21 protein-coding genes and 2 tRNA genes are annotated in these 22,751 nt (G+C 74.2%); 17 read left to right on the forward strand and 6 right to left on the reverse strand.

Going from position 1 to position 22,751, the window contains the following annotated elements; genetic code table 11:
• Positions 1-148: 148 nt before the first annotated feature.
• Positions 149-1,357, reverse strand: coding sequence for a GNAT family N-acetyltransferase (locus EDD28_RS12310; RefSeq protein ID WP_123740105.1), 1,209 nt, complete (start codon positions 1,355-1,357; stop codon positions 149-151).
• A 137-nt stretch (positions 1,358-1,494) separates the two neighbouring features.
• On the opposite strand from EDD28_RS12310, the gene EDD28_RS12315 reads away from it, so the two are divergent.
• Together EDD28_RS12315 and EDD28_RS12320 are read left to right on the forward strand one after the other, a co-directional pair.
• A tRNA-Gln gene (locus EDD28_RS12315) sits at positions 1,495-1,566 on the forward strand.
• A 91-nt stretch (positions 1,567-1,657) separates the two neighbouring features.
• A tRNA-Glu gene (locus EDD28_RS12320) sits at positions 1,658-1,730 on the forward strand.
• Between the two features lie 72 nt (positions 1,731-1,802).
• On the opposite strand, the gene EDD28_RS12325 is transcribed toward EDD28_RS12320, so the two are convergent.
• Together EDD28_RS12325 and EDD28_RS12330 are read right to left on the reverse strand one after the other, a co-directional pair.
• Positions 1,803-2,192 (reverse strand): HNH endonuclease, encoded by a 390-nt coding sequence (locus tag EDD28_RS12325; RefSeq protein WP_123740106.1) that lies wholly within the window; start codon positions 2,190-2,192, stop codon positions 1,803-1,805.
• Positions 2,193-2,304: 112 nt separating this feature from the next.
• Entirely contained in the window at positions 2,305-3,024 is a 720-nt protein-coding gene (locus EDD28_RS12330; protein WP_123740107.1) for an IclR family transcriptional regulator, read from the reverse strand.
• A 147-nt stretch (positions 3,025-3,171) separates the two neighbouring features.
• On the opposite strand from EDD28_RS12330, the gene leuC reads away from it, so the two are divergent.
• From leuC to EDD28_RS12345, 3 genes are all read left to right on the forward strand, one after another.
• Positions 3,172-4,653: a 3-isopropylmalate dehydratase large subunit gene (gene leuC / locus EDD28_RS12335; RefSeq protein WP_123740108.1), complete on the forward strand. Its 1,482-nt coding sequence runs from the start codon at positions 3,172-3,174 to the stop codon at positions 4,651-4,653.
• Between the two features lie 34 nt (positions 4,654-4,687).
• On the forward strand, positions 4,688-5,335 hold the full coding sequence (leuD, locus tag EDD28_RS12340) for a 3-isopropylmalate dehydratase small subunit (RefSeq protein WP_123740109.1): 648 nt from the start codon (positions 4,688-4,690) through the stop codon (positions 5,333-5,335).
• Between the two features lie 109 nt (positions 5,336-5,444).
• Positions 5,445-5,909, forward strand: coding sequence for a VOC family protein (locus EDD28_RS12345; protein WP_123740110.1), 465 nt, complete (start codon positions 5,445-5,447; stop codon positions 5,907-5,909).
• Positions 5,910-5,945: 36 nt separating this feature from the next.
• Here the strand turns inward: EDD28_RS12345 and EDD28_RS12350 are convergent, their stop codons facing one another.
• Both EDD28_RS12350 and EDD28_RS12355 read right to left on the reverse strand, forming a co-directional pair.
• A complete protein-coding gene (locus EDD28_RS12350) occupies positions 5,946-6,806 on the reverse strand; it encodes an LLM class flavin-dependent oxidoreductase (RefSeq protein WP_123740111.1) in 861 nt (286 codons plus the stop codon).
• Positions 6,807-6,810: 4 nt separating this feature from the next.
• Positions 6,811-7,395, reverse strand: a complete 585-nt coding sequence (locus tag EDD28_RS12355) for a MarR family winged helix-turn-helix transcriptional regulator (protein ID WP_123740112.1) — start codon at positions 7,393-7,395, stop codon at positions 6,811-6,813.
• A gap of 72 nt (positions 7,396-7,467) precedes the next feature.
• On the opposite strand from EDD28_RS12355, the gene EDD28_RS12360 reads away from it, so the two are divergent.
• The 11 genes from EDD28_RS12360 to EDD28_RS12410 all read left to right on the forward strand — a co-directional run bounded on the left by EDD28_RS12360 (position 7,468) and on the right by EDD28_RS12410 (position 19,761).
• The gene (locus tag EDD28_RS12360) at positions 7,468-9,531 is read left to right on the forward strand and encodes an MMPL family transporter (protein ID WP_245968068.1); all 2,064 of its coding nucleotides are present in this window, start codon (positions 7,468-7,470) and stop codon (positions 9,529-9,531) included.
• 48 nt (positions 9,532-9,579) lie between these two features.
• On the forward strand, positions 9,580-10,107 hold the full coding sequence (locus EDD28_RS12365; RefSeq protein ID WP_123740113.1) for a hypothetical protein: 528 nt from the start codon (positions 9,580-9,582) through the stop codon (positions 10,105-10,107).
• A 160-nt stretch (positions 10,108-10,267) separates the two neighbouring features.
• Positions 10,268-11,950, forward strand: coding sequence for a TIGR04028 family ABC transporter substrate-binding protein (locus EDD28_RS12370; protein WP_123740114.1), 1,683 nt, complete (start codon positions 10,268-10,270; stop codon positions 11,948-11,950).
• Positions 11,951-11,966: 16 nt separating this feature from the next.
• Complete coding sequence (locus EDD28_RS12375) at positions 11,967-12,902, forward strand: ABC transporter permease (protein WP_123740115.1); 936 nt, start codon at positions 11,967-11,969, stop codon at positions 12,900-12,902.
• A gap of 10 nt (positions 12,903-12,912) precedes the next feature.
• Positions 12,913-13,860 carry an ABC transporter permease gene (locus EDD28_RS12380; RefSeq protein ID WP_123740116.1) on the forward strand — a complete coding sequence of 316 codons (948 nt, stop codon included), beginning with the start codon at positions 12,913-12,915 and terminating at the stop codon, positions 13,858-13,860.
• A complete protein-coding gene (locus tag EDD28_RS12385; protein WP_123740117.1) occupies positions 13,857-15,599 on the forward strand; it encodes a dipeptide ABC transporter ATP-binding protein in 1,743 nt (580 codons plus the stop codon). The genes EDD28_RS12380 and EDD28_RS12385 overlap by 4 nt, the downstream gene beginning before the upstream one ends.
• 2 nt (positions 15,600-15,601) lie before the next feature.
• A complete protein-coding gene (locus EDD28_RS12390; RefSeq protein ID WP_123740118.1) occupies positions 15,602-16,624 on the forward strand; it encodes a putative FMN-dependent luciferase-like monooxygenase in 1,023 nt (340 codons plus the stop codon).
• Entirely contained in the window at positions 16,621-17,277 is a 657-nt protein-coding gene (locus EDD28_RS12395) for a CMD domain protein (RefSeq protein ID WP_123740119.1), read from the forward strand. The genes EDD28_RS12390 and EDD28_RS12395 overlap by 4 nt, the downstream gene beginning before the upstream one ends.
• Positions 17,274-17,903, forward strand: coding sequence for a peroxidase-related enzyme (locus EDD28_RS12400; RefSeq protein WP_123740120.1), 630 nt, complete (start codon positions 17,274-17,276; stop codon positions 17,901-17,903). The genes EDD28_RS12395 and EDD28_RS12400 overlap by 4 nt, the downstream gene beginning before the upstream one ends.
• An 11-nt stretch (positions 17,904-17,914) precedes the next feature.
• Positions 17,915-18,766, forward strand: coding sequence for a lysophospholipid acyltransferase family protein (locus EDD28_RS12405; protein ID WP_123740121.1), 852 nt, complete (start codon positions 17,915-17,917; stop codon positions 18,764-18,766).
• Entirely contained in the window at positions 18,763-19,761 is a 999-nt protein-coding gene (locus EDD28_RS12410) for an NAD(P)H-dependent glycerol-3-phosphate dehydrogenase (RefSeq protein WP_123740122.1), read from the forward strand. Before EDD28_RS12405 ends, EDD28_RS12410 begins: the two co-directional genes overlap by 4 nt.
• 563 nt (positions 19,762-20,324) lie before the next feature.
• On the opposite strand, the gene EDD28_RS12415 is transcribed toward EDD28_RS12410, so the two are convergent.
• Positions 20,325-21,527: a trans-sulfuration enzyme family protein gene (locus EDD28_RS12415; RefSeq protein ID WP_123740123.1), complete on the reverse strand. Its 1,203-nt coding sequence runs from the start codon at positions 21,525-21,527 to the stop codon at positions 20,325-20,327.
• Positions 21,528-21,589: 62 nt separating this feature from the next.
• Between EDD28_RS12415 and EDD28_RS12420 the strand changes: the two genes are divergently transcribed.
• Positions 21,590-22,705 (forward strand): D-alanine--D-alanine ligase family protein, encoded by a 1,116-nt coding sequence (locus tag EDD28_RS12420; RefSeq protein ID WP_123740124.1) that lies wholly within the window; start codon positions 21,590-21,592, stop codon positions 22,703-22,705.
• Positions 22,706-22,751: the final 46 nt, after the last annotated feature.

Genomic DNA, 22,751 nt, shown 5'->3' on the forward strand with positions numbered 1-22,751 from the left:
TAGGACCGGGCGAGGGCGGCGCCGTCGACGCCCGCGTCGTGCCCCTCGCCGCGCGGAACCCCGAAGGTAGTTGAACGCGGTCCTTCTCCACGAGCCCCGGGGCCCTCCTGACCCCCGTGCGGGGGTCACGACGGGGCGGGTCGACCGGCTAGACGTCCCGCCAGAAGCAGCGCGCCCTGGCGAGGCGCTCGGGGTCGTACCCCGTCCACTTGGCGGCGGGGATGGCGCTGCGCGGCACCTCGTGGAAGCCGCGCCGGACGAAGAAGGCCGCGGCGTCGTCCGAGACCGTGACCGCGAACAGGGCCCGCAGGCCGACCGCCTTCGCGCGGGCGACGAGACCGTCGACGAGGAGCCCGCCGGACCCGGCGCCGGAGAACTCCGACACGGTGATGAGACCGGAGATCTCGCCGAGCCCGTCGCGACCGTAGGCGTCCGTCTCCAGACCGACGACGCCGGCGAGGTGCCCCGTCCGCGAGACGCGCGCGCCGAGCCCCCCGACCGCCATCCGCGCGACCTCCTCGCGCGAGCGCGGCTTGAGGATGCCGTCCGCGACGCCCTGGGCGACGAGCCGCTCGAGCGCCGGCAGGTCGTCGACGCGCAGCGTCGTCAGCTCGATGTAGTGGCCGAGCGTGAGCACCGTTCCGGCGCCGTCGAACGTGAACAGCTCGACCTCGACGTCCTCGGGCCGGCACAGGTTGACGCTCGCAGCCCCGCCGCGCAGCGCGGCCAGCGCCGCCGGGAGCAGGCTGCTCGCACCGCGGTCCCGGAGCGCCTGGCCCAGCTCCTTCTGGTGCCGGGAGAGGTCGACGAACGAGCGCGGCGGATCGCCCCAGCCGCCGCCGGCGTCGGTCAGCACGAGCTTGGTCGCGCGCAACCGGGAGGCGACGAAGCCCGCGGTGTCCGGCACCGCGTCGGGCGAGGTGGCGACGACGACGACCACGCGCTCGTCGGCGGTCGTGATCCACAGCCGGGCGAGCGCGGCGTCGTGCCACACGACCGGGGAGGACAGGACGGCGACGCTCGCGCCGAGCTCGGCCGCGGCGTCGACGATCCGACCGGCGGCGCCGCGGTCGGGCACGACGGCGACGAACCGGGTGTCGCCGGGGGCGAAGCTGTCGATGGAGCGGACGAGAGCGCCGATGCCGTCGTCCGTGACGACCGGGAGCGAGACGACGACGGTCGTCCCGCGGAACTCGGCGACGAAGAAGGCGCGCTCGGTGGCCGGGATCGCCTGGGGGGCGACGGTGCCGCGCGGAACCTGGTCCGGCTCGGGCACGGGGTGCACGGCATGGTCGAGCGGAGCCGCCGGGCGCTCGGCGCGCGGGCGGGGGGAGCCGTGGATCGGGGAGCGGGACATCGGGTCCAGTCTGGCGCAGTCGCGCGGGTTTGGTGAGCGGGCGTTCGCCGTGTAGAGTCGTGCGTCGGTTGAACGACCACGACACACCACTTCTGGGACGACCAGAACGCGGCGTGAAACGGGTCCGGATACCCCCTTGGGGTATGGTGTAATTGGCAGCACGACTGATTCTGGTTCAGTTAGTCTAGGTTCGAGTCCTGGTACCCCAGCGCAACGGCGACACCGTGATTTCACTTCCGGGTGAGCATCCGGTACAGTCTCCGAGGCGCCAGAACCGGAACCGGTCCTGGCCAGCGTGACGGCCCCATCGTATAGCGGCCTAGTACGCCGCCCTCTCACGGCGGTAACGCGGGTTCGAATCCCGCTGGGGTCACGCAATCGAGGCCTCCACTCATCGAGTGGAGGCCTCGAGTCGTCTTCGGGCTCGGGCTGCTCGGCCCCGCGCTCACGTGAGGTCGGGCTGGACCTCCGCCGGCTCGCCGACGAGCGAGGCCATCCCGAGCTCGTCCAGCTCCAGCCGGATCGCCACCCACCGCTCGAGGAACGCGCGCTCGTCGTAGCGGCGGCGGCGCAGCCAGCCGGTGACCTCCGCGTTGCACTTGCTCGCGTTGCAGGACCGGCAGGCCGGCACCACGTTGTCGAGCGTGTACGCCCCACCCCGGGAGATCGGCTGGACGCAGTCCTTCTGGAGGTCGGACGCGGTCGCGCCGCAGTAGGCGCAGCCGCCCCAGGTCCGCAGCAGGTACTCCCACTGGGCGGTCGTCAGGTCGTTCGGTGCCGCGCGGACCCGCCGGCGCCGGCGACGCGAGTGGACGAGCTGACGACGAGTGGCCACGGCCCAACGCTAGGGCGCGCGTCGCGCGAACCGGCCCGGGCACGCCGGGACGTCGGCGTGGCCGCGCGGGAGGGTCGCGTGAGGGGCGGGTCCTCGCGCGGTCGGTCCGCGATCAGCCCTGGTCGGCGCGGCGCAGCACCTCGGTCAGCCGGTTGGCCGCCGACATGATCGCCGCGGCGTGCAGCCGGCCGGGCTGGCGCGTCATGCGCTCGATCGGGCCCGAGATGGACACGGCGGCGACGACGCGTCCCGACGGCCCGCGGACGGGGGCCGAGACCGAGGCGACGCCCGGCTCGCGCTCGGCGACGGACTGCGCCCAGCCGCGCCGGCGCACGCCGGACAGGATGGTCGCGGTGAACGCGGCGCCGTGCAGGCCGCGGTGGAGGCGGTCCGGCTCCTCCCACGCGAGGAGGATCTGCGCGGCGGAGCCGGCCTGCATCGAGAGCTGCGCGCCGACCGGGATCGAGTCGCGCAGGCCGACGGGCCGCTCGGCCGCGGCGACGCAGATGCGGTGGTCGCCCTGGCGGCGGAAGAGCTGGGCGCTCTCGGCGGTGTGGTCGCGCAGCGCCGCGAGCACGGGGCCGGCGGCCGCGAGCAGGCGGTCCTCGCCGGCGGCGGAGGCCAGCTCGGCCAGCCGCGGGCCGAGCACGAAGCGCCCCTGGAGGTCGCGCGCGACGAACCGGTGGTGCTCGAGCGCGACCGCCAGCCGGTGGGCCGTCGGACGCGCGAGGTGCGTCGCGGCCACGAGCTGGGCGAGTGTCGCGGGGCCTGACTCGAGGGCTCCGAGAACGATCGCTGCCTTGTCCAGAACGCCGACGCCGCTTGTGTCCATGCTCTGATATTGCCGTCTCGGAGGCTGAGACGCAAATCCATGATGCGGGACGGCGCGGGATGATGCATCAACGCTGCGGTCACGCACGGCCGGAACATGCGGCCCGACCGCCGAGAACGTAACCCGCATCACGAGGTGGCAGGAACCATGGGCAAGACTCTCGCTGAGAAGGTCTGGGACGCGCACATCGTCCGCAAGGGCGAGAACGGCGCCCCCGACCTCCTCTACATCGACCTCCACCTCTGCCACGAGGTGACGAGCCCCCAGGCCTTCGAGGGGCTCCGGCTCGCCGGGCGCCCCGTGCGCCGGCCGGACCTCACGCTCGCGACCGAGGACCACAACACCCCGACGCTCGACATCGACCTGCCGATCGCCGACCTGACGAGCCGCACGCAGATCGACACGCTGCGCACCAACGCCCGCGAGTTCGGCGTCCGGATCCACTCCCTCGGCGACGCGGACCAGGGCATCGTCCACCAGGTCGGGCCGCAGCTCGGCCTCACCATGCCCGGCCTCACGGTCGTCTGCGGCGACTCGCACACCTCGACGCACGGCGCGTTCGGCGGCCTGGCGTTCGGCATCGGCACGAGCGAGGTCGAGCACGTCCTCGCGACGCAGACCCTGCCGCTGGCGCCGTTCAGGACGATGGCGATCAACGTCGTCGGCGACCTGCCCCCCGGCACGACGAGCAAGGACATCATCCTCGCGATCATCGCGAAGATCGGGACCGGCGGCGGTCAGGGCTACGTCCTCGAGTACCGCGGCGAGGCCATCGAGAAGCTCTCGATGGAGGCGCGGATGACGATCTGCAACATGTCGATCGAGGCCGGCGCGCGCGCCGGCATGATCGCGCCGGACCAGACCACCTTCGACTACATCAAGGGCCGTCCGCACGCGCCGGAGGGCGAGGACTGGGACGCCGCGGTCGAGTACTGGACGACGCTGCGCACGGACGACGACGCCGTCTTCGACACCGAGGTCGAGCTGCGGGCGAGCGACCTCGAGCCGTTCGTCACGTGGGGGACCAACCCCGGCCAGGGCCTCCCGATCAGCGCCAGCATCCCGGTGCCCGAGGAGATCGCCGACGAGAACGAGCGGATCGCCGCCGAGCGCGCCATCGAGTACATGGGCCTGACGCCGGGTCAGCCGCTGCGCGAGATCCCGGTCGACACGGTCTTCATGGGCTCCTGCACCAACGGCCGCATCGAGGACCTGCGCTCGATCGCGAAGGTCATCCAGGGGCGCCGGAAGGCGGACAACGTGCGTGTGCTCGTCGTGCCGGCCTCGGCGCGCGTACGGCTGCAGGCCGAGGCCGAGGGCCTCGACCTCATCTTCAAGAGCTTCGGAGCCGAGTGGCGCAACGCCGGCTGCTCCATGTGCCTCGGCATGAACCCGGACCAGCTCGCCCCGGGGGAGCGCTCGGCGTCGACGTCGAACCGCAACTTCGAGGGCCGCCAGGGCAAGGGCGGGCGGACGCACCTCGTCTCCCCGCTCGTCGCGGCGGCCACGGCGATCCGCGGCACGCTCTCGTCGCTGTCCGACCTCGACCTGCCGGACGGCACCGACCTCACGACGTTCGACGGCTCGCCGCTCGCGCCGCTCGACCCCACCGTCCTCGTCCAGGTCTGACGGCCGGCACCGAGAAGAACGAGAAGGACCAGTCATGGAGAAGTTCACCGTTCACACCGGCATCGGGGTCCCGCTGCGTCGCAGCAACGTCGACACCGACCAGATCATCCCCGCCGTCTACCTCAAGCGGGTGACGCGGACCGGCTTCGAGGACGCGCTGTTCGCCGCGTGGCGCGGTGACCCGTCGTTCGTCCTCAACCAGGACGCCTACCGCTCCGGCACGGTGCTGGTGGCCGGCCCCGACTTCGGCACCGGCTCCTCGCGCGAGCACGCCGTGTGGGCGCTCAAGGACTACGGGTTCCGGGTCGTGCTCGCCTCGCGGTTCGCCGACATCTTCCGCGGCAACTCCGGCAAGCAGGGCCTCGTGGCCGGCATCGTCGAGCAGGAGGACATCGAGCTCCTCTGGAAGATCCTGGAGAACGAGCCCGGCACCGAGGTGACGGTCGATCTCGTCAACAAGACGGCGACGGCCGGCGACGTCACGGTCCCGTTCCAGATCGACGACTACACGCGCTGGCGCCTCATGGAGGGCCTCGACGACATCGGCCTCACGCTCCAGCACGCCGACGAGATCACGGCGTTCGAGGCCCGGCGCGAGTCCTGGCGCCCCAGGACGCTCCCGGCCAAGACCCTGCCGAAGCAGGACATCGAGGCCGCGCGTCCCGCCGACCAGCCCGCCTGAGCCGGGCGCGGCCGATGCCGAGTCGGCTGACCCGGTTCGGCTCGCCGTCGCGGCATCCCGCCGCGCGCCCGACCGCCTCGATGTCGGACCTCGCGGTTACGGTCGCGGGATGAGCGACGCACCCGTGACCTGGCCCCGTTCGATCACCGCGGTGACGCTGGGGGTCGAGGACGTCGGACGATCCCTCGCGTTCTACCGCGCGCTGGGCTGGGCGGCGGACGAGGTGCACGACGAGGTCGCGTTCGTCCATCTCGCCGGCCAGGTGCTGTGCCTCTTCGCGCGCGCCGGGCTCGCGGCCGACACGGGTCGTGACGACCTGGTCCCCGGCTCGGGCTCGGTCGCGCTCGCGCGCAACGTCGAGACGGCCGACGACGTCGACCGCGCCTACGCCGCGGCGCTCGCCGCCGGGGCGCTGGGGGTCACGCCGCCGCGGCCGACGGACTGGGGCGGGCGGAGCTGCTACGTCGCCGACCCCGACGGCCACCTGTGGGAGCTGGCCTGGAACCCGTTCTGGCTGATCGGTCCGGACGGCGTCTTCGCCGGTGACGCGCCCGCGGCGGACCCGGCGCCGTAGTCCCGGCTCGGCCGGCCCGCTCCGCCAGCTGCCGACTCAGCCGGCCGGGCGCGGCGGCCCGGCCTCGACCAGCTCGACCTGGCGCTCGTACCAGGAGTCCGGCCCGTCCCAGTGCCCGTCGATCCACCAGGTGGCACCGGCCGCCGCGTAGCCGGCGGCGCGCTCGGCGCTCGCGTCGGGGTCCTCGCCCGCGAACCGGCCCTGGATGACGACGTCGAACCCCGCCATCGCCTCCGGTCCTCCCCGCAGCTCGGTGAGGCGGGCCACGAGCGCGGCGACGTCCTCGGGGGTCGGGTCCTCCATCGCGCGCTCGCCCCGGAGCTGGACCACGATCCCGTCCCACCGCGCCGCCCGCGCCATCGAGCGAGGAGCCGGCCACACGCCGACCGGCCACACGGGGATCCGCGGGCGCCGGAGCGGCGGCGGAGAGACGAGCATCCGCTCGATCCGGTAGTGCTGGCCCTCGTGGTCGAACGGCTCGCCGGTGGCCGCGAGGTCGAGGATCGCGAGCGTCTCGTCCAGCAGCCCGGCCCGGTCCCGGAGCGACGCGGGGGTGCTGCCGCGGCCCGTCACGCCGGAGTACGCGCGATCCTCCAGCACCCCGACGCCGACCGGGAGCACCAGCCGCCCGCCCGACAGGTGGTCGACGGTGAGCGCCTGCCGCGCCAGCTCCCACGGCTGGCGGCGCGGCACGGCGAGGACGAGGGCGCCGAGGGTGATCCGCTCGGTCGCGGTGGCCGCGGCGGCCAGCAGCGCGAACGGGTCCCAGACCGGGTCGGGCCCGAGCGAGACGGCGTCCCAGGTGAAGAAGCCGTCCCAGCCGCCGGCCTCGGTCGCGCGGGCGAGGTGGACCTGCTGGCTCGGCGTGCCGAAGGCGCCGACGAATCCGAACTTCATCCCGTCAACGGTACGGCGGGACCGGGCCGTCCGGAAGGGTCGGGCCGGTGCCGGTCCCGGCGGCCGTCCCCGGCTCGGGCCCGGGCGCGGACGCGTTCCCCGGCTCGGGGTGCAGCACCGACTCGGCGGCCTCGAGCGCCGCCCGGAGGTAGCGGACCACCACGTCGCGCTCGGCGTCCGTGAGACGCGCGTCCGCCAGGCCGATGCCCCGGAACATCGGTCCGAGGTGGTGCAGGACCTCCTCGCGCGCGCTCGGCGTCAGGACCACCTCGGTGCGGCGCCGGTCGGTGAGGTGGCGCCGGCGCTGGACATGACCCTTCGCCTCCAACCGGTCGACGATCCCCGTGGAGGCCGCCGTCGACACGTTCAGCAGGCGGGCGATCTCCGCCGGGCCGATCGATCCGCCGTCATCCGCCAGCTCGCCGGCCGCGATGTGCTCGAGCGTGTGCAGCTCGGTCGGGGACATGGCGGCGCGCGCCGCGACGGTGCTCCGCACCTCGCCCGAGAGCCCCATGACCTGACGCAGCAGGCGCAGGGACTCCGTCTGGCGCCAGGCGCCCGGGGTGGAGAGATCGGGGGATCCCGTCATATAGTTCACCTACTTAGTTACAAGTTCATCAAGCAATCGTACGCCGTCGACCACTCGTCACCTGGAGCAACCGTGGCACACCGCACCCCCGGCACCAATCCGATCGCTAGCCGGTGGCTGGCCCTCGCGACCGGCCGCGGGACCGCCTGGGTGGTCGCCCTGGTGCCGCTGCTCCTCGGCCTCGCCGTCATCGGTGCCCTCGGCGATGGGCACCGCGACCGGCTCCCGACCGACCAGCTCCCGGCCGGCTACGACTCCACCGCCGCGGTCGAACTCGCGGAGCGGCTGCCCGACGCCGGCACGTCGACCGCGATCGTCGTGTTCTCCACCGGTCCGGCCGACGACGGTGTCGCGCTCAGCCAGGAGCAGCTCGGCGAGCTCGGTCGCGTCGTGGCGGACCTGAGCGGCGACGAGGAGCCGGTGCTCGTCCCGTCGGAGGACGGAACGGCAGCCCTCGGCATCCTCACGCTCCAGGCCGCGAGCGCGTCCGAGGTGGCGGCGGAGGTCTCCGACCTGCGTCAGGAGCTCGCGACGCAGCTTCCCGACGGCGTGGTCGCGCAGGTGACCGGTCCGGCGGGGATCGAGGCGGACCTGGCCGCGGTGTTCGACGGCGCGAACGTACGGCTGCTCGCGGTGACGGCGCTCGTCGTGGCCGTCCTCCTCGTCGTGACCTATCGCAGCCCGGTCGTGTGGATCGTCCCGCTCCTCGTCGTCGGCATCGCCGACCAGACCGCGGCGCGGCTCGCGACCCGGTTGCTGGCGCTGGTCGACGTCGCCTGGAACGAGTCGACGGTCGGCATCCTGTCCGTCCTCGTGTTCGGCGCCGGGACGAACTACGCCCTCCTGCTCATCTCCCGCTACCGGGACGAGCTGCGCGTCCGGGAGGACCGGCGCGAGGCCATGCGGGTCGCGGTGCGGCGCACGGTCGAGCCGGTGACGGCGAGCGCCGGCACCGTCGTCGTCGGCGTCCTCGCGCTGCTCCTCTCGCTCGTGCCGACGACGCGCGGGCTGGGGCTCGCCTGCGCCGTCGGGATCGTCGTCGCCGCGCTGTTCGTGCTCGGCTGCCTGCCCAGCGCGCTCGTCCTGCTCCCGCGCGGCGTCTTCTGGCCGCGCGAGCCGCGGGTGGGGGAGAGCACGGCGGCGCAGAGCCGGTCGGTGTGGCGACGGGTCGGCGAGGTCGTCGCCCGGCGGCCGATCCCGGTCGGGCTCGCCGTCGTCGTCGCGCTCGGCGTGCTCGCGACGCCCGGTCTCGGCCTGCGCCTCGGTCTCGACACCGCCGACCAGTTCCTCACCAAGCCCGAGGCGATCGCGGCGAGCGAGCGGATCGTCGAGTCCTTCCCGGCCGGGACGGCCAACCCCACGACCATCGTCACGACGCAGGACGCCGAGCGCGTCGTCGCGGCGGCGGAGGCCGTCGACGGCGTGGCGTCGGTCCGTCCCGCAGCGGCGGCCGACGGCGTCACCCAGCTCCAGGTGGTCCTCGACGCGGCCGAGGGCAGCGAGGGGAGCCGCGCCGCCGTCGTCGACCTGCGCGCGGCCCTCGCCGACCTGCCGGAGACCTACGTCGGCGGCCCCGAGGCGCAGACCATGGACGGCACGGCGGCCGCTGCTCGCGACCGCGAGCTCATCGTGCCGATCATCCTCGTCGTCGTCCTCGTGGCGCTCACCCTGCTCCTGCGGGCCGTCGTCGCGCCGGTCCTGCTCGTGCTCACCGTGGTGGGGACGTACTTCGCCGCCGTCGGGGCCTCGTGGTGGATCTTCACCGGGTTGCTCGGGTTCGCGGCGCTGGACGAGGGGGTGCCCCTCCTGGCGTTCCTGTTCCTCGTGGCGCTGGGGGTCGACTACAACATCTTCCTCGTGACGCGGGCGAGGGAGGAGACGCGGGAGCACGGTCCCCGGCTGGGGATGCTCCGGGCGCTCGGCGCGACGGGCGGCGTCATCACGAGCGCCGGCATCCTGCTCGCCGCCGTCTTCGCCACCCTCGGCGTCCTCCCGCTCGTCGTCCTGGCGCAGCTCGGCGTCGTGGTCTGCGTCGGGGTGCTCCTGGACACGCTCGTCGTGCGCACGATGCTCGTGCCGGCGCTCGCGTTCGTCCTCCGCGAGCGGTTCTGGTGGCCGCAGCGCCTCCTCCGCTAGCCTCGTCGGTTCGACCAGCGCTCTCGCCCCGGAAGGCCCGGCTCGCCGATGGACAACGTGAAGTACCTGCTCATCCTGCTCCTCGTCATCGCCCTGCCGGTCGCCGGCTCGGTGCTCAAGCGCATGGCGAACGCGAAGGGGGACGAGCTGGGCCGGCGACGCCTCGCGAACCGGACGGTGCAGGCGCTCGAGCAGCTCGCCGTCTCGCTCGACGTCGCGGCGGACCCGGCCGCGGCGGCGCGACTCGTCACCGAGGTCGCCGACACGATGAAGAAGTGGCGCCGGGCGGGGGAGCTGGAGTGGCACCGCGAGGTGCTCTACCCGGCCGACATCGTCGTGCGTCTCGACCCGACCGAGACGGGCTGCCGCCTCGCGGTCGTCCGGACGCACGAGTCGGTCACGGTCCCGCAGGGCGTGCGCGACTGGGAGCGCTTCCGGGACGCCGTCGCCGCCGCAGCGACGACGCACGGCGTCGCGACCGCGACGACGGCGAGCCACCCCATGGTGCGGGTGCCCCGCCAGGAGCCCGCCGGTATCGGGCAGTCGGACCACCTGTGGGTGCGCGCCGACGCCTGACCCGCGAGCGCCCGCCCTCGTGTGAGCCGGACCACATAATCAGAGCAACTGTCTCGCATTGCAAGACTTATCGGTTGTCCCAGCAACCAGGGTGTGACTCCTCGTACCGTCGAGGCACTCGGCACCGGCCGAGGTCCCTCAACACCGACGGAGCACCCGCATGTCTCGCATCGCCCACCGACCCGCAGCTGGCATCGTCTCGTTCGCCGTCGCCGCCGTCATGCTCGCGGGCTGCGCCTCGGGCTCCGGGGGCGGCACCGCCGACTCGACCACCGACGCCGCCACCGGCTCGAGCGGGACGGACGCGACGCCGGCCGGCGACGTCCAGACCGGGGGAGAGCTGCTCTACCTCGAGTACCAGCCGTTCACGACCCTCTACCCGCCGCAGTCGGGCTTCTACCCGAACGGCGGCATCATCGCGAACATCACCGACCGGCTCGTCTACCAGGACCCGGTGACGCTCGAGCTGGAGCCGTGGCTCGCCACCGACTGGACGGTCAACGAGGACGCGACGGAGTACACCTTCGACCTGCGCCCGGGCGTCACCTTCTCCGACGGGACGCAGCTGACGGCCGAGGTCGTCGCCAAGAACTTCGACCTCTACGGCCTCGGTGACGCCGAGCGCGGCTTCCCGGTCTCCGAGCAGATCAACAACTACGCCGGCTCGACCGTCGTCGACGAGGACACCGTCACGTTCAGCTTCTCCGCCCCCGCGCCGGGCTTCCTCCAGGCGACCAGCGCCAACGGCGCGGGCATCCTGTCCGAGGCGACCCTCGACGGCGACGTCGACTTCTTCGCCCCGGGCAACGCGACGCAGGTCGTCGGCACCGGCCCGTTCGTCGTCGCCGACGAGACGGTCGGGACGGAGCTGCTGCTCGAGGCGCGCGAGGACTACGACTGGGCGCCGCCGTCGCTCGAGCACCAGGGCCGCGCCTACCTCGACGCCGTCCGGTTCACGGTGACGCCGGAGGACGCGGTCCGCGTCGGGGCGCTCACCTCCGGCCAGGCCGACCTCGTCCGCTACGTCCAGGCGTACGACGAGCAGCAGGTCACGGGCGCCGGGCTCCAGCTCTTCGCCCCGCAGACCCAGGGCGTCAACAACTCCCTCTCGCTGCGGTTCACCAACCCGATCCTCAGCGACCTCAAGGTCCGCCAGGCGCTCGTCGCCGGCGTCGACGCGCAGGAGGTCGTCGACACGATCTTCACCGAGAACTACCCGGCCGCGACCGGCGTGCTCTCCCACACCGCCCTCGGCTACGTCGACGAGTCCGACCGGCTCGCCTACGACCCCGAGCACGCGGCCGAGCTCCTCGACGAGGCCGGCTGGACGCTGGACGGCGCCACCGACGGCATCAGGACCAAGGACGGCCAGCGGCTCTCGCTCGTCGCGTCCGAGGCCAAGCCGCAGCCGCTCTCCAAGGACACGCTGACCCTCGTCGCGCAGCAGCTCGCGAAGATCGGCGTCGAGCTCAAGATCCTCGCCGCCGACGCCGGGACGTTCGCTGAGGCGATCGTCGACCCCGACCAGGTGCAGCTCTACCACTCGATGGTCGCCCGCTCGGACCTCGACGTCATCAAGAGCCAGTACCACTCGCAGAACCGCAACTCGCTCCTCTCGACCGACGCCGAGCTGGACCGCCTCCTCGAGGTCGTCTCCTCCACGGCCGACCCGGCCGCGCGGCTCGAGGCGAGCAAGGCGGCCCAGGACTACCTCGTCGAGCAGGCCTACGTCATCCCGCTGTTCGAGGAGCCGCAGGTCTACGGCGCGCAGAACTACGTCCACGGCTTCGGCTGGGACTCGATCGCGCGTCCGATCTTCTACTCGACCTGGCTCGAGGGCTGAGGGAACCGGTCGAGAGATGAGCTACGTCGCCGGCCGCGTCGCGAGCGCCCTGGGGGTCCTGCTCGCCGCGTTCACCCTGGCCTTCCTCCTGCTCCAGGCGCTCCCGGGGGACGCCGTGATGATCCGGTTCGAGAGCCCCGAGCTGGGGCTCTCCCCGGAGCAGATCGCGACCATCCGGGAGTCCTACGGGGCCGACGCCGGGCTGCTCACCCAGTACGGCCACGCCCTGGCCGGCGCGGTCCAGGGGGACTTCGGCTTCTCGGCGGCGACGGGTGCTCCCGTCCGCGTCCTGATCGGCGAGGCGATCGGCTCGACGGTGCTGCTGGCCGTCCTCGGCCTGCTCACCGCGACGGTCCTTGCGGTCGCGCTCGCCGTCGCGGCGACGCTCCTGCCGTGGTCCTGGCTGGCCGGCGCCATCCGCTCGCTGCCGTCGCTGTTCGTCTCGGTGCCCGTGTTCTGGCTCGGGATCGTGCTGGTCCAGATCTTCTCGTTCCGGCTCGGCTGGATCTCCGTGATCCGGCCGGGCCCGCTCGAGGGGCTGATCCTTCCGGTGCTCACGCTCGCCGTCCCGATCAGCGCCCCGCTCGCCCAGATCCTGCTCCGCTCGATCGACACGGCGCGCGCGGCGCCGTTCGTCGGCGTCGTGCGGGCCAAGGGGGCGTCCGAGGGCTGGCTCCTGGCGAACAACGTGCTGCGCAACGCCGCCGTGCCGGCGCTCACCATCGCCGGCGTCCTGCTCGGCGAGCTGATCGGCGGTGCCGTCGTCACGGAGACCGTGTTCGCCCGCTACGGCATCGGCCGGATCACGGCGGACGCCCTCGCCACCCAGGACGTGCCCGTGCTCCAGGCGATCGTCGTCCTCGCGGCCGCCGCCTTCGTCGTCGTCAACCTCGGCGTCGACCTGCTCGCCCCGATCGTCGACCCGCGGCTGCGCCGCCGGGCCGCAGCCTGAGGAGCCCGCCATGTCAACGGATCTCTCGCTCGCTCCCGGCCCCTCGGCCGTGCTCGCCGAGGAGGCGGGGGTCGACCCCGTCGAGGCCGGCGACGCCGCCGGTGCGGCCGGCACGGTCGGGGGCGTCGCCGCCGGCGGCGCGCCGGGCCGGCGTCGCCGCCGGCTGCCCGCGCTCACCGTGGTCGCCTCGTTCGCCCTCCTCGGGCTCGTGGTCGCCTGGGCGCTCCTGCCCGCGCTGTTCGGCCACGCCGACCCCTACGCCGGCGTGCCGAGCGAGAAGCTCGCCGGCCCGAGCCCCGCGCACTGGTTCGGCACCGACACGACCGGTCGCGACCTGTTCACCCGCGTGGTCTACGGCGCGCGCTACAGCCTGCTCGGCGGTGCCGTGGCGGTGACGGTCGGCCTCGTCGCCGGCACGGCCATCGGCGTCCTGGCCGGGACGATCGGCGGGATCCTCGACGAGGCGCTCATGCGCGTCGTCGACGTCCTGCTCGCGATCCCGGCCCTCCTGCTGTCGCTGTCGGTCATCATCCTGCTGGGGTTCGGCACGACGTCGGTCGCGATCGCGGTCGGTGTCACGTCCGTCGCGGCCTTCGCGCGGCTCTCGCGCAGCGAGGTCGTCCGGGTCCGGCGCACCGAGTACGTCGAGGCGGCGTTCGGCAGCGGCGGGCGGTGGTGGCAGGTGCTCCTGCGGCACGTCCTGCCGAACTCGCTCACCGCGGTCCTCGCGCTCGCGGCACTCCAGTTCGGCACGGCGATCCTCGCGATCTCGACGCTCGGCTTCCTCGGCTACGGCGCCCCGCCGCCGACGCCCGAGTGGGGGCTGCTCATCGCCGAGGGACGCAACTACCTCGCCACCGCCTGGTGGCTGACGACGCTGCCCGGCATCGTCGTCGTCCTCACCGTGCTGGCCGCGAACCGCGTGTCGGTCTGGATCGCGCGCAGGAGCGAGGCATGAGCACCGTCGGCACGAACCTGCTCGAGGTCACGGACCTCTCGGTCGGGTACGCGAGCGCCGGTGGCGCCCCCCGGGCCGTCACGCACGGCGTCTCGTTCGCGGTCGCGCCCGGCGAGGTCGTCGCGCTCGTGGGGGAGTCGGGGTCCGGCAAGACCACGACGGCCCAGGCGGCGATCGACCTGCTGCCCCCGGGTGGCCAGGTGCTCTCGGGGCGCATCGCGCTCGACGGCGAGGACGTCACGCGCGCCTCCCGTCGCCGCTGGCGCCAGCTTCGCGGTGCCCGGGTCGGGCTCGTCCCGCAGGACCCCGGCGCCTCGCTCGACCCGACCAAGCGGATCGGCGACTCGATCGCCGAGGCGTTCCGCATCCACGCCGGGGCGCGGGGTTCGGTTCCTCGACGGCTGGTGCGGCCGCGCGTGCTCGAGCTGCTCGAGCGCGTCGGCATCGACGACCCCGAGCGCCGGGCCCGCCAGTACCCGCACGAGCTGTCGGGCGGGATGAAGCAGCGCGTCCTCATCGCGGGCGCGATCGCGCTCGGGCCGGGCCTGCTCATCGCGGACGAGCCGACCAGCGCGCTCGACGTCACCGTCCAGCGCCGCATCCTCGCGCTCCTGGACGACCTGCGCCGCGAGCAGGGCACGGGCATCCTCCTGGTGACGCACGACCTCGCGCTCGCGGCCGACCACGCCGACCGGATCCTCGTGCTGCGCGACGGCCGGGTCCAGGAGGACGGGCCGGCGGCGCGGGTCCTGGCGGCGCCCAGCTCGGAGTACACCCGCCGCCTGCTCGCCGACGCCCCGACGCTCGCCACCCCGATCCACCGGGCCGCGGTCCCGGCGGTCGGGGGCGGCGCGGCCGAGGCGTCCGACGGCGCGGCCCCGCCCGCCCTGTCCGTGCGGGACCTCACCGTCGAGTTCGGCGGCCCGGGCGTCTTCGCGCGGCTCGTCGGCCGCGGCCGGCCGGCGTTCCGCGCCGTCGACGGCGTCTCGTTCGACGTCCCGCGGGGGACGACGCACGCGCTGGTGGGGGAGTCGGGCTCGGGGAAGACGACGACGGCGCGCGCGGTCGCGGCCTTCCAGCGGGCCGCCGGCGGCTCGGTGACGCTGCTGGGGCGCGACGTCCGGTCCCTGTCCGCGGCGGGTCGGCGCGAGCTGCGCCGCAGCGTCCAGCTCGTCTACCAGAACCCGTTCGCCTCGCTGGACCCGCGACAGAGCATCCTCCAGGCCGTCGAGGAGCCGCTGACGAACTTCGGCCTCGGCTCGGCCGCCGAGCGACACGACCACGCCGTCAAGGCGCTCGAGCGCGTCGCTCTCCCGGCCGAGCTGCACGCGCGGAGGCCGCGGGAGCTCTCGGGTGGACAGCGTCAACGCGTCGCGATCGCGCGCGCCATCGTGCTGCACCCCGAGGTGCTCATCCTCGACGAGGCGACGAGCGCGCTCGACGTCACCGTCCAGGCCGGCATCCTCCGACTGCTCGACGACCTCCAGCGCGAGCGCGGGATGACCTATCTCGTCATCTCCCACGACCTCGCCGTCGTCCGGCAGATCGCCGACTCGATCACGGTGCTGCGAGGCGGCCGCGTGGTCGAGCAGGGCAGCACGAGCGAGATCTTCGAGCGCCCGCGCGCCGACTACACCCGCGAGCTCATCGCCGCGATCCCCGGCGCCTCGCTCGATGCGAGCCTCGCCGCCACCGGCACGACCAGCACGCTCAGCACGACCGCCCCGACAGGAGCCTGACCATGACATCGAACGAGCTGCGCCTCGGCGTCTTCACCCGACTCCTCGACGACACCTCACCGGCCGAGCGCTACCGCAACGCCAGCGAGCAGATCGTCCAGGCCGAGGCCCTCGGCTTCCACTCGGCCTGGGTGGCCCAGCACCACTTCCACCGCGACGAGGGCGGTCTGCCGGCCCCCGCCGTGTTCCTCGCCTCCGTCGCGCCGCTGACCCGGCGGATCCGGCTCGGCTTCGGCGTCATCACGCTGCCGCTGGAGCACCCGCTCCGCGTCGCCGAGGACCTCGCGGTGCTCGACGAGATCTCCGGGGGACGCGTGGAGGTCGGGTTCGGGACGGGCGGCACGCCGTCGTCCTTCCGCGCGTTCGGTCACGACGCCGCCGACCGGCGGCGGATCTACGCCGAGCACCTCGACGTCGTGACGCGGGCCTGGGCCGGCGACGACCTCGGCGACCCGGAGAACCAGCTCTACCCCCCGGCGCCCACGCTGCTGGAGCGGCAGTGGGAGGCGACCTTCTCCGTCGAGGGCGGCGCCCGCGCCGGAGCGAACGGCAACGGCCTGCTGCTCTCCCGCAGCCAGCCGCGTCCCGACGGCCAGCCCGACCTGCGGATCTGGGAGATCCAGGAGCCGATCGTCGCCGCCTACCTGGAGAACCTCCCCGACGGCGTCGCCCCGCGGATCGCCGCGTCGCGCACCGTCATCGTGACGGACGACGAGGCGACGGCCCGCCGCGAGGCCGAGCGCGGGCTGCGCGCGGTCGCCGGTCGCGCCGGGCTGTGGGGTCTCGACCCGGCCGGCTCGCTCGACCACCTCATCGCGGCCTCCGACACCGTGACCGGGACGAGCGAGCAGGTGACCGAGCAGCTCGCCCGTGACACCGTGCTGCGCGACGCGACGGACCTCCTCGTCCAGGTGCACTCCGTCGACCCGGTGCACGAGCTCGTCCTGCGCTCGCACGAGCTGCTCGCGACGCAGGTCGCGCCCGCGCTCGGTCGCCGGCTCGCGCCGGTGGAGGTGGGGGCATGAGCGCGTCGGTCGCATCGCCGGACGTCCTGGACCGGGTCGCCGGGATCGAGCCGTCGAGCACGCTGGACGCGCTGCGGCACGCCCGGCCGGCCGCGCGGACGCACACCCAGCGGGCGCACGACGTGCTCCTGGACCCCGCCGACGACCGCGGGTTCACCCGCGCGGAGCGGCTCGCCGTCGCGAGCTTCGTGCTCGGCCTGCACCGCGGCGGGCCGGGCCGAGGGATCCCCGCGCTCGCCCAGACGTACGACGACGCCCTGCAGGAGCTCGCGCCGGACCTCGCGGACGCGGTGCAGCACGCGGCAACCGCCGCCCGTCGGCCGGGCCCGTACGGCGTGTACCGGGAGGTCGGTCTCGCGAGCGAGTCCGAGCCGGGGGAGGCGTTCACGGCCGCGGCCGACCCGGGGGCCGGGCTCGACGACCGGCTCGCGGCCGGGCTCGACCACGCCGCGCTGCTCGTCCTGCGACCGCGCGAGGCCTCGCCGGAGGCGCTCGCGGCGCTGGCCGGCGCCGGCTGGACGCCCGCACAGGTCGTCGAGCTGTCCCAGCTCGTCTCCTTCCTCACCTACCAGGCGCGCATCGCGCACGCGCTCGCCGTCGTGGTCGACGACGACCCCGCGCTCGCCACCCGACCCGACGGAGACCCCCGATGACGACCGCCCCGACGACCGACCTGCACCGGCCCGAGCACTTCACGCGGGACGCGCTCGGCTGGGTGCCGTGGCTCGAGCCCCCGACGGCCGACGAGCTCACGCCGGAACAGGTCGAGGCGCTCGTCGAGCCCGGTCGCGTCGCGAGCCCGTACTTCCGGCTGCTGGCCCTGGCGCCGGAGATCCTGGAGTCGCGCACGCGCGCGGACCTCGACATGGTGCTGACGGGTGCGCCACGCCCGGGGCAGGACGGCGAGGGGCTGCCCCGCCCCGAGCGCGAGCTGGCCTCGACCGTCGCGTCGCGTCTCAACGGCTGCGTCTTCTGCGCGAGCGTGCACTCCCGGCTCGCCGCCCAGCTCGGCAAGCGGCCGGAGGAGGTCGACCTGCTGCTGCGCGACGGCGTCGCGGCGGCCGACCGGCTCGAGCCGCGGTGGGCCGCGGTCGTGCGGGCCGCTGCCGCGCTCTCGGCCACCCCGCCGACGTTCGACGCGGAGAACGTCGCCGAGCTGCGCGCCGTCGGTCTGTCCACCGAGGCCGTCCTCGACGCGGTCGGGTCGGCGGCGTTCTTCGCGTGGGCGAACCGGCTCATGCTGTCGCTGGGTGAGCCCGAGGTGCCCGCACCCCGTTAGGATCGGCCAGCGTGGAGCACACCGAGCACGACTACCCGCCGCGTCACAAGTCCGGCCACTACCGGTTCATCGCGGCGGTGGTCCGGCCCATCCTCAACGCGCTCGGCCGCAAGCGCTGGAGCGGGACGGAGAACCTCCCGGCCGAGGGCGGGTTCATCGTGGCGTCCAACCACCTGTGCAACCTCGACCCGCTCACGGTCGCCCACATGCTCTACAACAACGGGGCGCCGCCGCGCATCCTGGCGAAGTCGGAGCTGTGGCGGATGCCGATCATCGGCCCGACCATGCGGCACAGCCACATGATCCCGGTCGAGCGGGGCACCCGGACGGCCGCCGACTCGCTCGTCGCGGCGGAGGCGGCGATCGCGCACGGCGAGGCCGTGTTCATCTATCCCGAGGGCACGCACTCCAAGGACCCGGACAAGTGGCCCATGGTCGCCAGGACCGGCGTGGCCCGCCTGGCGCTCGCGACCGGCGCGCCCGTCATCCCCGTGGCCCAGTGGGGGGCCCACCTCGTCATGCCGAACCACAAGCCGTGGTTCCGCCCGTGGGCGCAGCCGAAGTTCCAGGTGCTCGTCGGCACGCCCGTGGACCTGGCCGACCTGATCGGTCGCAGCGACCACGAGGCCCTCGTGGAGGCCACCGCCCGGATCATGCGCGCCATCACCGCGCTGCTCGCGCGGCTGCGCGGCGAGACGCCGCCCGAGATCCCCTGGGACCACCGCAGGGGCGGTCGCGTCGTGCGCGAGCCGAGGCCGGGGTCGGCCGAGGCGCGGGGGACCGACGAGGCGCGGACGGAGCAGGCCCGCCCGGGCGGGGCGGCCGACGAGGCCGGGGACACCGCCGGGGAGGACGCCTCGTGAGGGCCGTCGTCATCGGCTCCGGCGCCTGGGGCACGACCTTCGCCCAGGTGCTGGCGGACGCCGGCAACGACGTCGTCGTGTGGACGACGCAGGAGGCCGTCGCCGAGGAGATCAACACCCGGCACACGAACGGCCGGCACCTGCCGGACGGGACCGTGCTGCCCGAGACCCTCGCGGCCTCGACCGACCTGGCGCGGCTGCTGCCGACCGCGGAGGTCGTCGTCGTGGCGCTCCCGTCGCAGGTGGTGCGCGACGTGCTCACCCCGTACGCGGGACTGGTCGCCCCCGAGGCGGTCGTGGTCTCGCTCATGAAGGGCGTCGAGCTGTCGACGCTCGAGGTGATGAGCCAGGTGCTCATGGAGATCTGGGACCTGGCACCCGAGCGGATGGCCGTCGTGTCCGGGCCGAACCTCGCGGGCGAGATCGCACGCCGCGAGCCGACGACCACGGTCGTCGCGTGCCGGGACGATGCCGTCGCGCACCGGATCGCCGAGGCGATCGCGACGCCGTACTTCCGCGTCTTCACGAGCACCGACGTCATCGGGCTCGAGATCGGCGGCGCGGTGAAGAACGTCATCGCGCTCGCCGTCGGTATCGCCGAGGGGATGGGGTACGGCTACAACATGGTCGCGTCGATCATGACGCGCGGCCTGTCGGAGGGCACCCGGATCGGTCTCGCGATCGGCGCCGAGCGGGAGACGTTCCTCGGCCTCGCGGGCGTCGGCGACCTCGTCGCCACCTGCTCCTCGCCCAGCTCGCGCAACCACCGGCTCGGCTCCTACATCGGCAAGGGGCTCACCCTGGCGGAGGCCGTCGAGGCGACCGGGGCGACGGCCGAGGGTGCCAAGTCCTGCCGGCCCATCCTCGAGCTCGCCCGGCGGCACGGCGTCAAGGCGTCCGTCATCGCGGCCGTCGTCGCCGTCGTGCACGAGGGGCGCGACCCGGCCCAGGTCGTTCGCGAGCTGCACGCCCGCCCCCCGCGCGCCGAGGACTGATCGCCGCCCGGCGCACGGGACCACCGCGCCAGGGTGGCGGAGCCGGCCTCGCGGCACACCGCCGGCGGTGGGTGCCCGACTGCGGTGCGAACATCCCGGTGTCGTAGACGCATCGTGCGCGATGCGTCCTTGCGGGTGCGGTGCGAGCGTCGTCGCTGGTCGGAGCGTCGGCGTCGACCCCCGCGATGCGTCGTGCACGACGCCAGCGGTCCCGGCTGCCGCCGTGCCGCGCGCGGCACGTCCCCGGCACCACCGCGTACTGCCGCGCGGGCACGTTTCCGGCACCACCGCGCACTGCGTGCGACGCGCCCCGGGACGGGCCCGGCCGCCGACACCGGCGGCGCCCGGCGAGGCTCAGCGGCAGGCGCCGGCGTCCGCGGACGCCCGCGGCGTCGCCGCCGGCATCGGCCGGCCCGCCCGAGCGCGCGGCGACGGCGTTCGTGGACGATGCATCCGGGTGCAGCATCCTGCCCGGTCCGAGCCCGACCGATGGCGTCCCGGAAGCGACGCATGCGACGCGTTCTGGCACACGCACCCCTGCGTCGCTCTGCGTCGGTGCCGACTCAGCCCGCCTGCGACGCGACGAGCGCCTGGTCCAGGTCGGCCCACAGGTCGCGGACGTCCTCGATGCCGACGCTCACCCGGAGCAGGTCCTCGGGGACGCTCGGCGCCTCGTTCGGCCAGCGCCGACGCCGCTCGAGCATCGACTCGACACCGCCGAGCGACGTCGCCGGCAGCCACAGCCGCACCTCCTCGGTGAGCCGGCGCGCGGCCTCTGCTCCGCCGCGCACGCGCAGCGTGAGGATCGCGCCGAAGCCGTCCATCTGCCGGGCGGCGAGGTCGTGCTGCGGGTGGTCGGGCAGCCCGGGGTAGGACACCGCGAGCACGGCGGGGTGCTCGCGCAGACGCCCGGCCAGCTCGGCCGCGTTCTGCTGCGCGCGCTCCATCCGCAGCGCCAGCGTCCGCAGCCCGCGCAGCGCCAGCCACGCCTCGAACGGGCCGGCGATGCCGCCGCCCGTCACGCGCCGCTGCCGGACGCGGGCCCACAGGTCTGCGTCGCCGGTCACGACGGCGCCGAGCACGACGTCGGAGTGCCCGGCCAGGTACTTCGTCACCGAGTGGACGACGACGTCCGCGCCCAGCTCCAGCGGCCGCTGCAGCAGCGGCGTCGCGAACGTGTTGTCCACGACGACGACCGCGCCGACCGCGTGGGCGGCGCTCGAGACGGCGGCGACGTCCGCGACCTCGAGCATCGGGTTCGTCGGCGTCTCGAGCCAGACCAGGTCGGCGGGGCGTCCGGCGTCGCCGTCCGCGCCGTCCGTGCCATCCGCGCCGTCCGACCCGCGGATCGCGGCGACGACGGCCGCGGTGTCCGCGATGTCGACGCGACGGATCTCGACGCCGCACCGCTCCGCGAGCTGTCGGGCCGCGACCAGGGCCTCGTGGTAGGCGTGCCGGGGGACGACGAGCACGCCGCCTGGCGGCGTGAGGTCCAGGACCGCGCTGATCGCCGCCTGGCCCGACCCGAACAGGAGACCCGGTCGGTCCGCGCCCTCCAGCTCGGCGATCGCCTCCTCCAGCGGGTGCCAGGTCTCGGTGTCGATCCGGGCGTAGACGAGGTGCTCCGGGCCCGCTGCACCGGGCCGCTCGGCCCCGACGTAGGTGCTCGACAGGACGACCGGCGGGTTGACCGGCGCACCGGGGGTGCGGGCCGGGCGACCGGCCGCCACGACCGTCGTCGCCGGGCTGAGTGGGGAGTTGCTCACGTCTAGCCACGGTACGCGCGTGGCGTCCCGGCTCTCCACCGGGCGCCGCGTAGTCTCGCCCCGTGACCAGGACGCGCGTGGCGATCATCTTCGGCGGACGCAGCAGCGAGCACGCCATCTCGTGCGCCACCGCCGCCGGCGTGCTCTCCGCGATCGACCGGGAGCGGTTCGAGGTCGTCCCCGTCGGCATCGCGCTCGACGGGTCGTGGGTCCTCCTGCCCGACGATCCCGAGCCGCTGCGGATCGACGGCGCGCGGCTCCCGGAGGTCCACTCGGCCGGGGCCCCCGGCGTGCTCGTCCCGTTCGGCCCCGACGCTCGCTCGCTCGTGACGACGGACGTCGGCGGCGGCGTGACGGCGCTCGCCGAGGTCGACGTGGTCCTGCCGCTCCTGCACGGCCCGTTCGGCGAGGACGGCACGATCCAGGGCCTGCTCGAGCTGGGCGGGATCCCGTACGTCGGGTCGGGCGTGCTCGCCTCGGCCGCCGGGATGGACAAGCACGTGATGAAGGTGATGCTCGCGGGAGCTGGCATCCCCGTCGGACCCTACGTCGTGCTCACGCGGACCGAGTGGGAGCGCGACCGGGAGCTGTGCCTCGACGCGGCGCAGGCGCTTGGCGACCTGCTGTTCGTCAAGCCGGCTCGGGCCGGGTCGAGCATGGGGATCAGCCGGTGGACCGGCGCGGACGGCCGCGACGCGCTCGCCCGCGCGATCGAGGAGGCGCGCGAGCACGACCCCAAGATCGTGGTCGAGGCCGGGCTGCGCGGGCGGGAGATCGAGGTCGCGGTGCTCCAGGGACGCGGGCTCGACCGGCCCCGGACGACGGTGCCGGGGGAGATCCTCGTCGGCGGTGGCCGCGACTTCTACGACTTCGAGGCCAAGTACACCGACACCGGCGACACGACGCTCGTCATCCCCGCCGATCTCGACGACGACGAGGTCGCCGCGGCGCGGGCGCTCGCGGCGGACGCGTTCGACGCGCTCGGCTGCGAGGGGCTGGCACGGGTCGACCTCTTCCTCACCGAGTCCGGCTTCGTCGTCAACGAGGTGAACACGATGCCCGGGTTCACGCCGTTCTCGATGTTCCCGCAGCTCTGGCGCAGCGAGGGGCTCAGCTACCCCGAGCTCATCACGGAGCTGCTCGAGCTCGCCCTCGAGCGGCCCGTCGGGCTGCGCTGAGCGCACGAGCGGACCGGTCGAGCCGAGCCCGGCGACCAGCCGGGTG

Origin of the sequence: Salana multivorans (assembly GCF_003751805.1) — a bacterium.
In the GTDB taxonomy this organism is placed as follows: domain Bacteria; phylum Actinomycetota; class Actinomycetes; order Actinomycetales; family Beutenbergiaceae; genus Salana; species Salana multivorans.

Excerpts from the sequence above, each read along its gene's own strand:
- EDD28_RS12365 (WP_123740113.1), top strand. The coding sequence starts at position 9,580 with ATGGACAACGTGAAGTACCTGCTCATCCTGCTCCTCGTCATCGCCCTG.
- EDD28_RS12350 (WP_123740111.1), bottom strand. The coding sequence starts at position 6,806 with ATGAAGTTCGGATTCGTCGGCGCCTTCGGCACGCCGAGCCAGCAGGTC.
- EDD28_RS12310 (WP_123740105.1), bottom strand. The coding sequence starts at position 1,357 with ATGTCCCGCTCCCCGATCCACGGCTCCCCCCGCCCGCGCGCCGAGCGC.
- leuD (WP_123740109.1), top strand. The coding sequence starts at position 4,688 with ATGGAGAAGTTCACCGTTCACACCGGCATCGGGGTCCCGCTGCGTCGC.
- EDD28_RS12355 (WP_123740112.1), bottom strand. The coding sequence starts at position 7,395 with ATGACGGGATCCCCCGATCTCTCCACCCCGGGCGCCTGGCGCCAGACG.
- EDD28_RS12370 (WP_123740114.1), top strand. The coding sequence starts at position 10,268 with ATGTCTCGCATCGCCCACCGACCCGCAGCTGGCATCGTCTCGTTCGCC.
- EDD28_RS12395 (WP_123740119.1), top strand. The coding sequence starts at position 16,621 with ATGAGCGCGTCGGTCGCATCGCCGGACGTCCTGGACCGGGTCGCCGGG.
- EDD28_RS12380 (WP_123740116.1), top strand. The coding sequence starts at position 12,913 with ATGTCAACGGATCTCTCGCTCGCTCCCGGCCCCTCGGCCGTGCTCGCC.
- leuC (WP_123740108.1), top strand. The coding sequence starts at position 3,172 with ATGGGCAAGACTCTCGCTGAGAAGGTCTGGGACGCGCACATCGTCCGC.
- EDD28_RS12330 (WP_123740107.1), bottom strand. The coding sequence starts at position 3,024 with ATGGACACAAGCGGCGTCGGCGTTCTGGACAAGGCAGCGATCGTTCTC.
- EDD28_RS12400 (WP_123740120.1), top strand. The coding sequence starts at position 17,274 with ATGACGACCGCCCCGACGACCGACCTGCACCGGCCCGAGCACTTCACG.
- EDD28_RS12385 (WP_123740117.1), top strand. The coding sequence starts at position 13,857 with ATGAGCACCGTCGGCACGAACCTGCTCGAGGTCACGGACCTCTCGGTC.
- EDD28_RS12375 (WP_123740115.1), top strand. The coding sequence starts at position 11,967 with ATGAGCTACGTCGCCGGCCGCGTCGCGAGCGCCCTGGGGGTCCTGCTC.
- EDD28_RS12345 (WP_123740110.1), top strand. The coding sequence starts at position 5,445 with ATGAGCGACGCACCCGTGACCTGGCCCCGTTCGATCACCGCGGTGACG.
- EDD28_RS12390 (WP_123740118.1), top strand. The coding sequence starts at position 15,602 with ATGACATCGAACGAGCTGCGCCTCGGCGTCTTCACCCGACTCCTCGAC.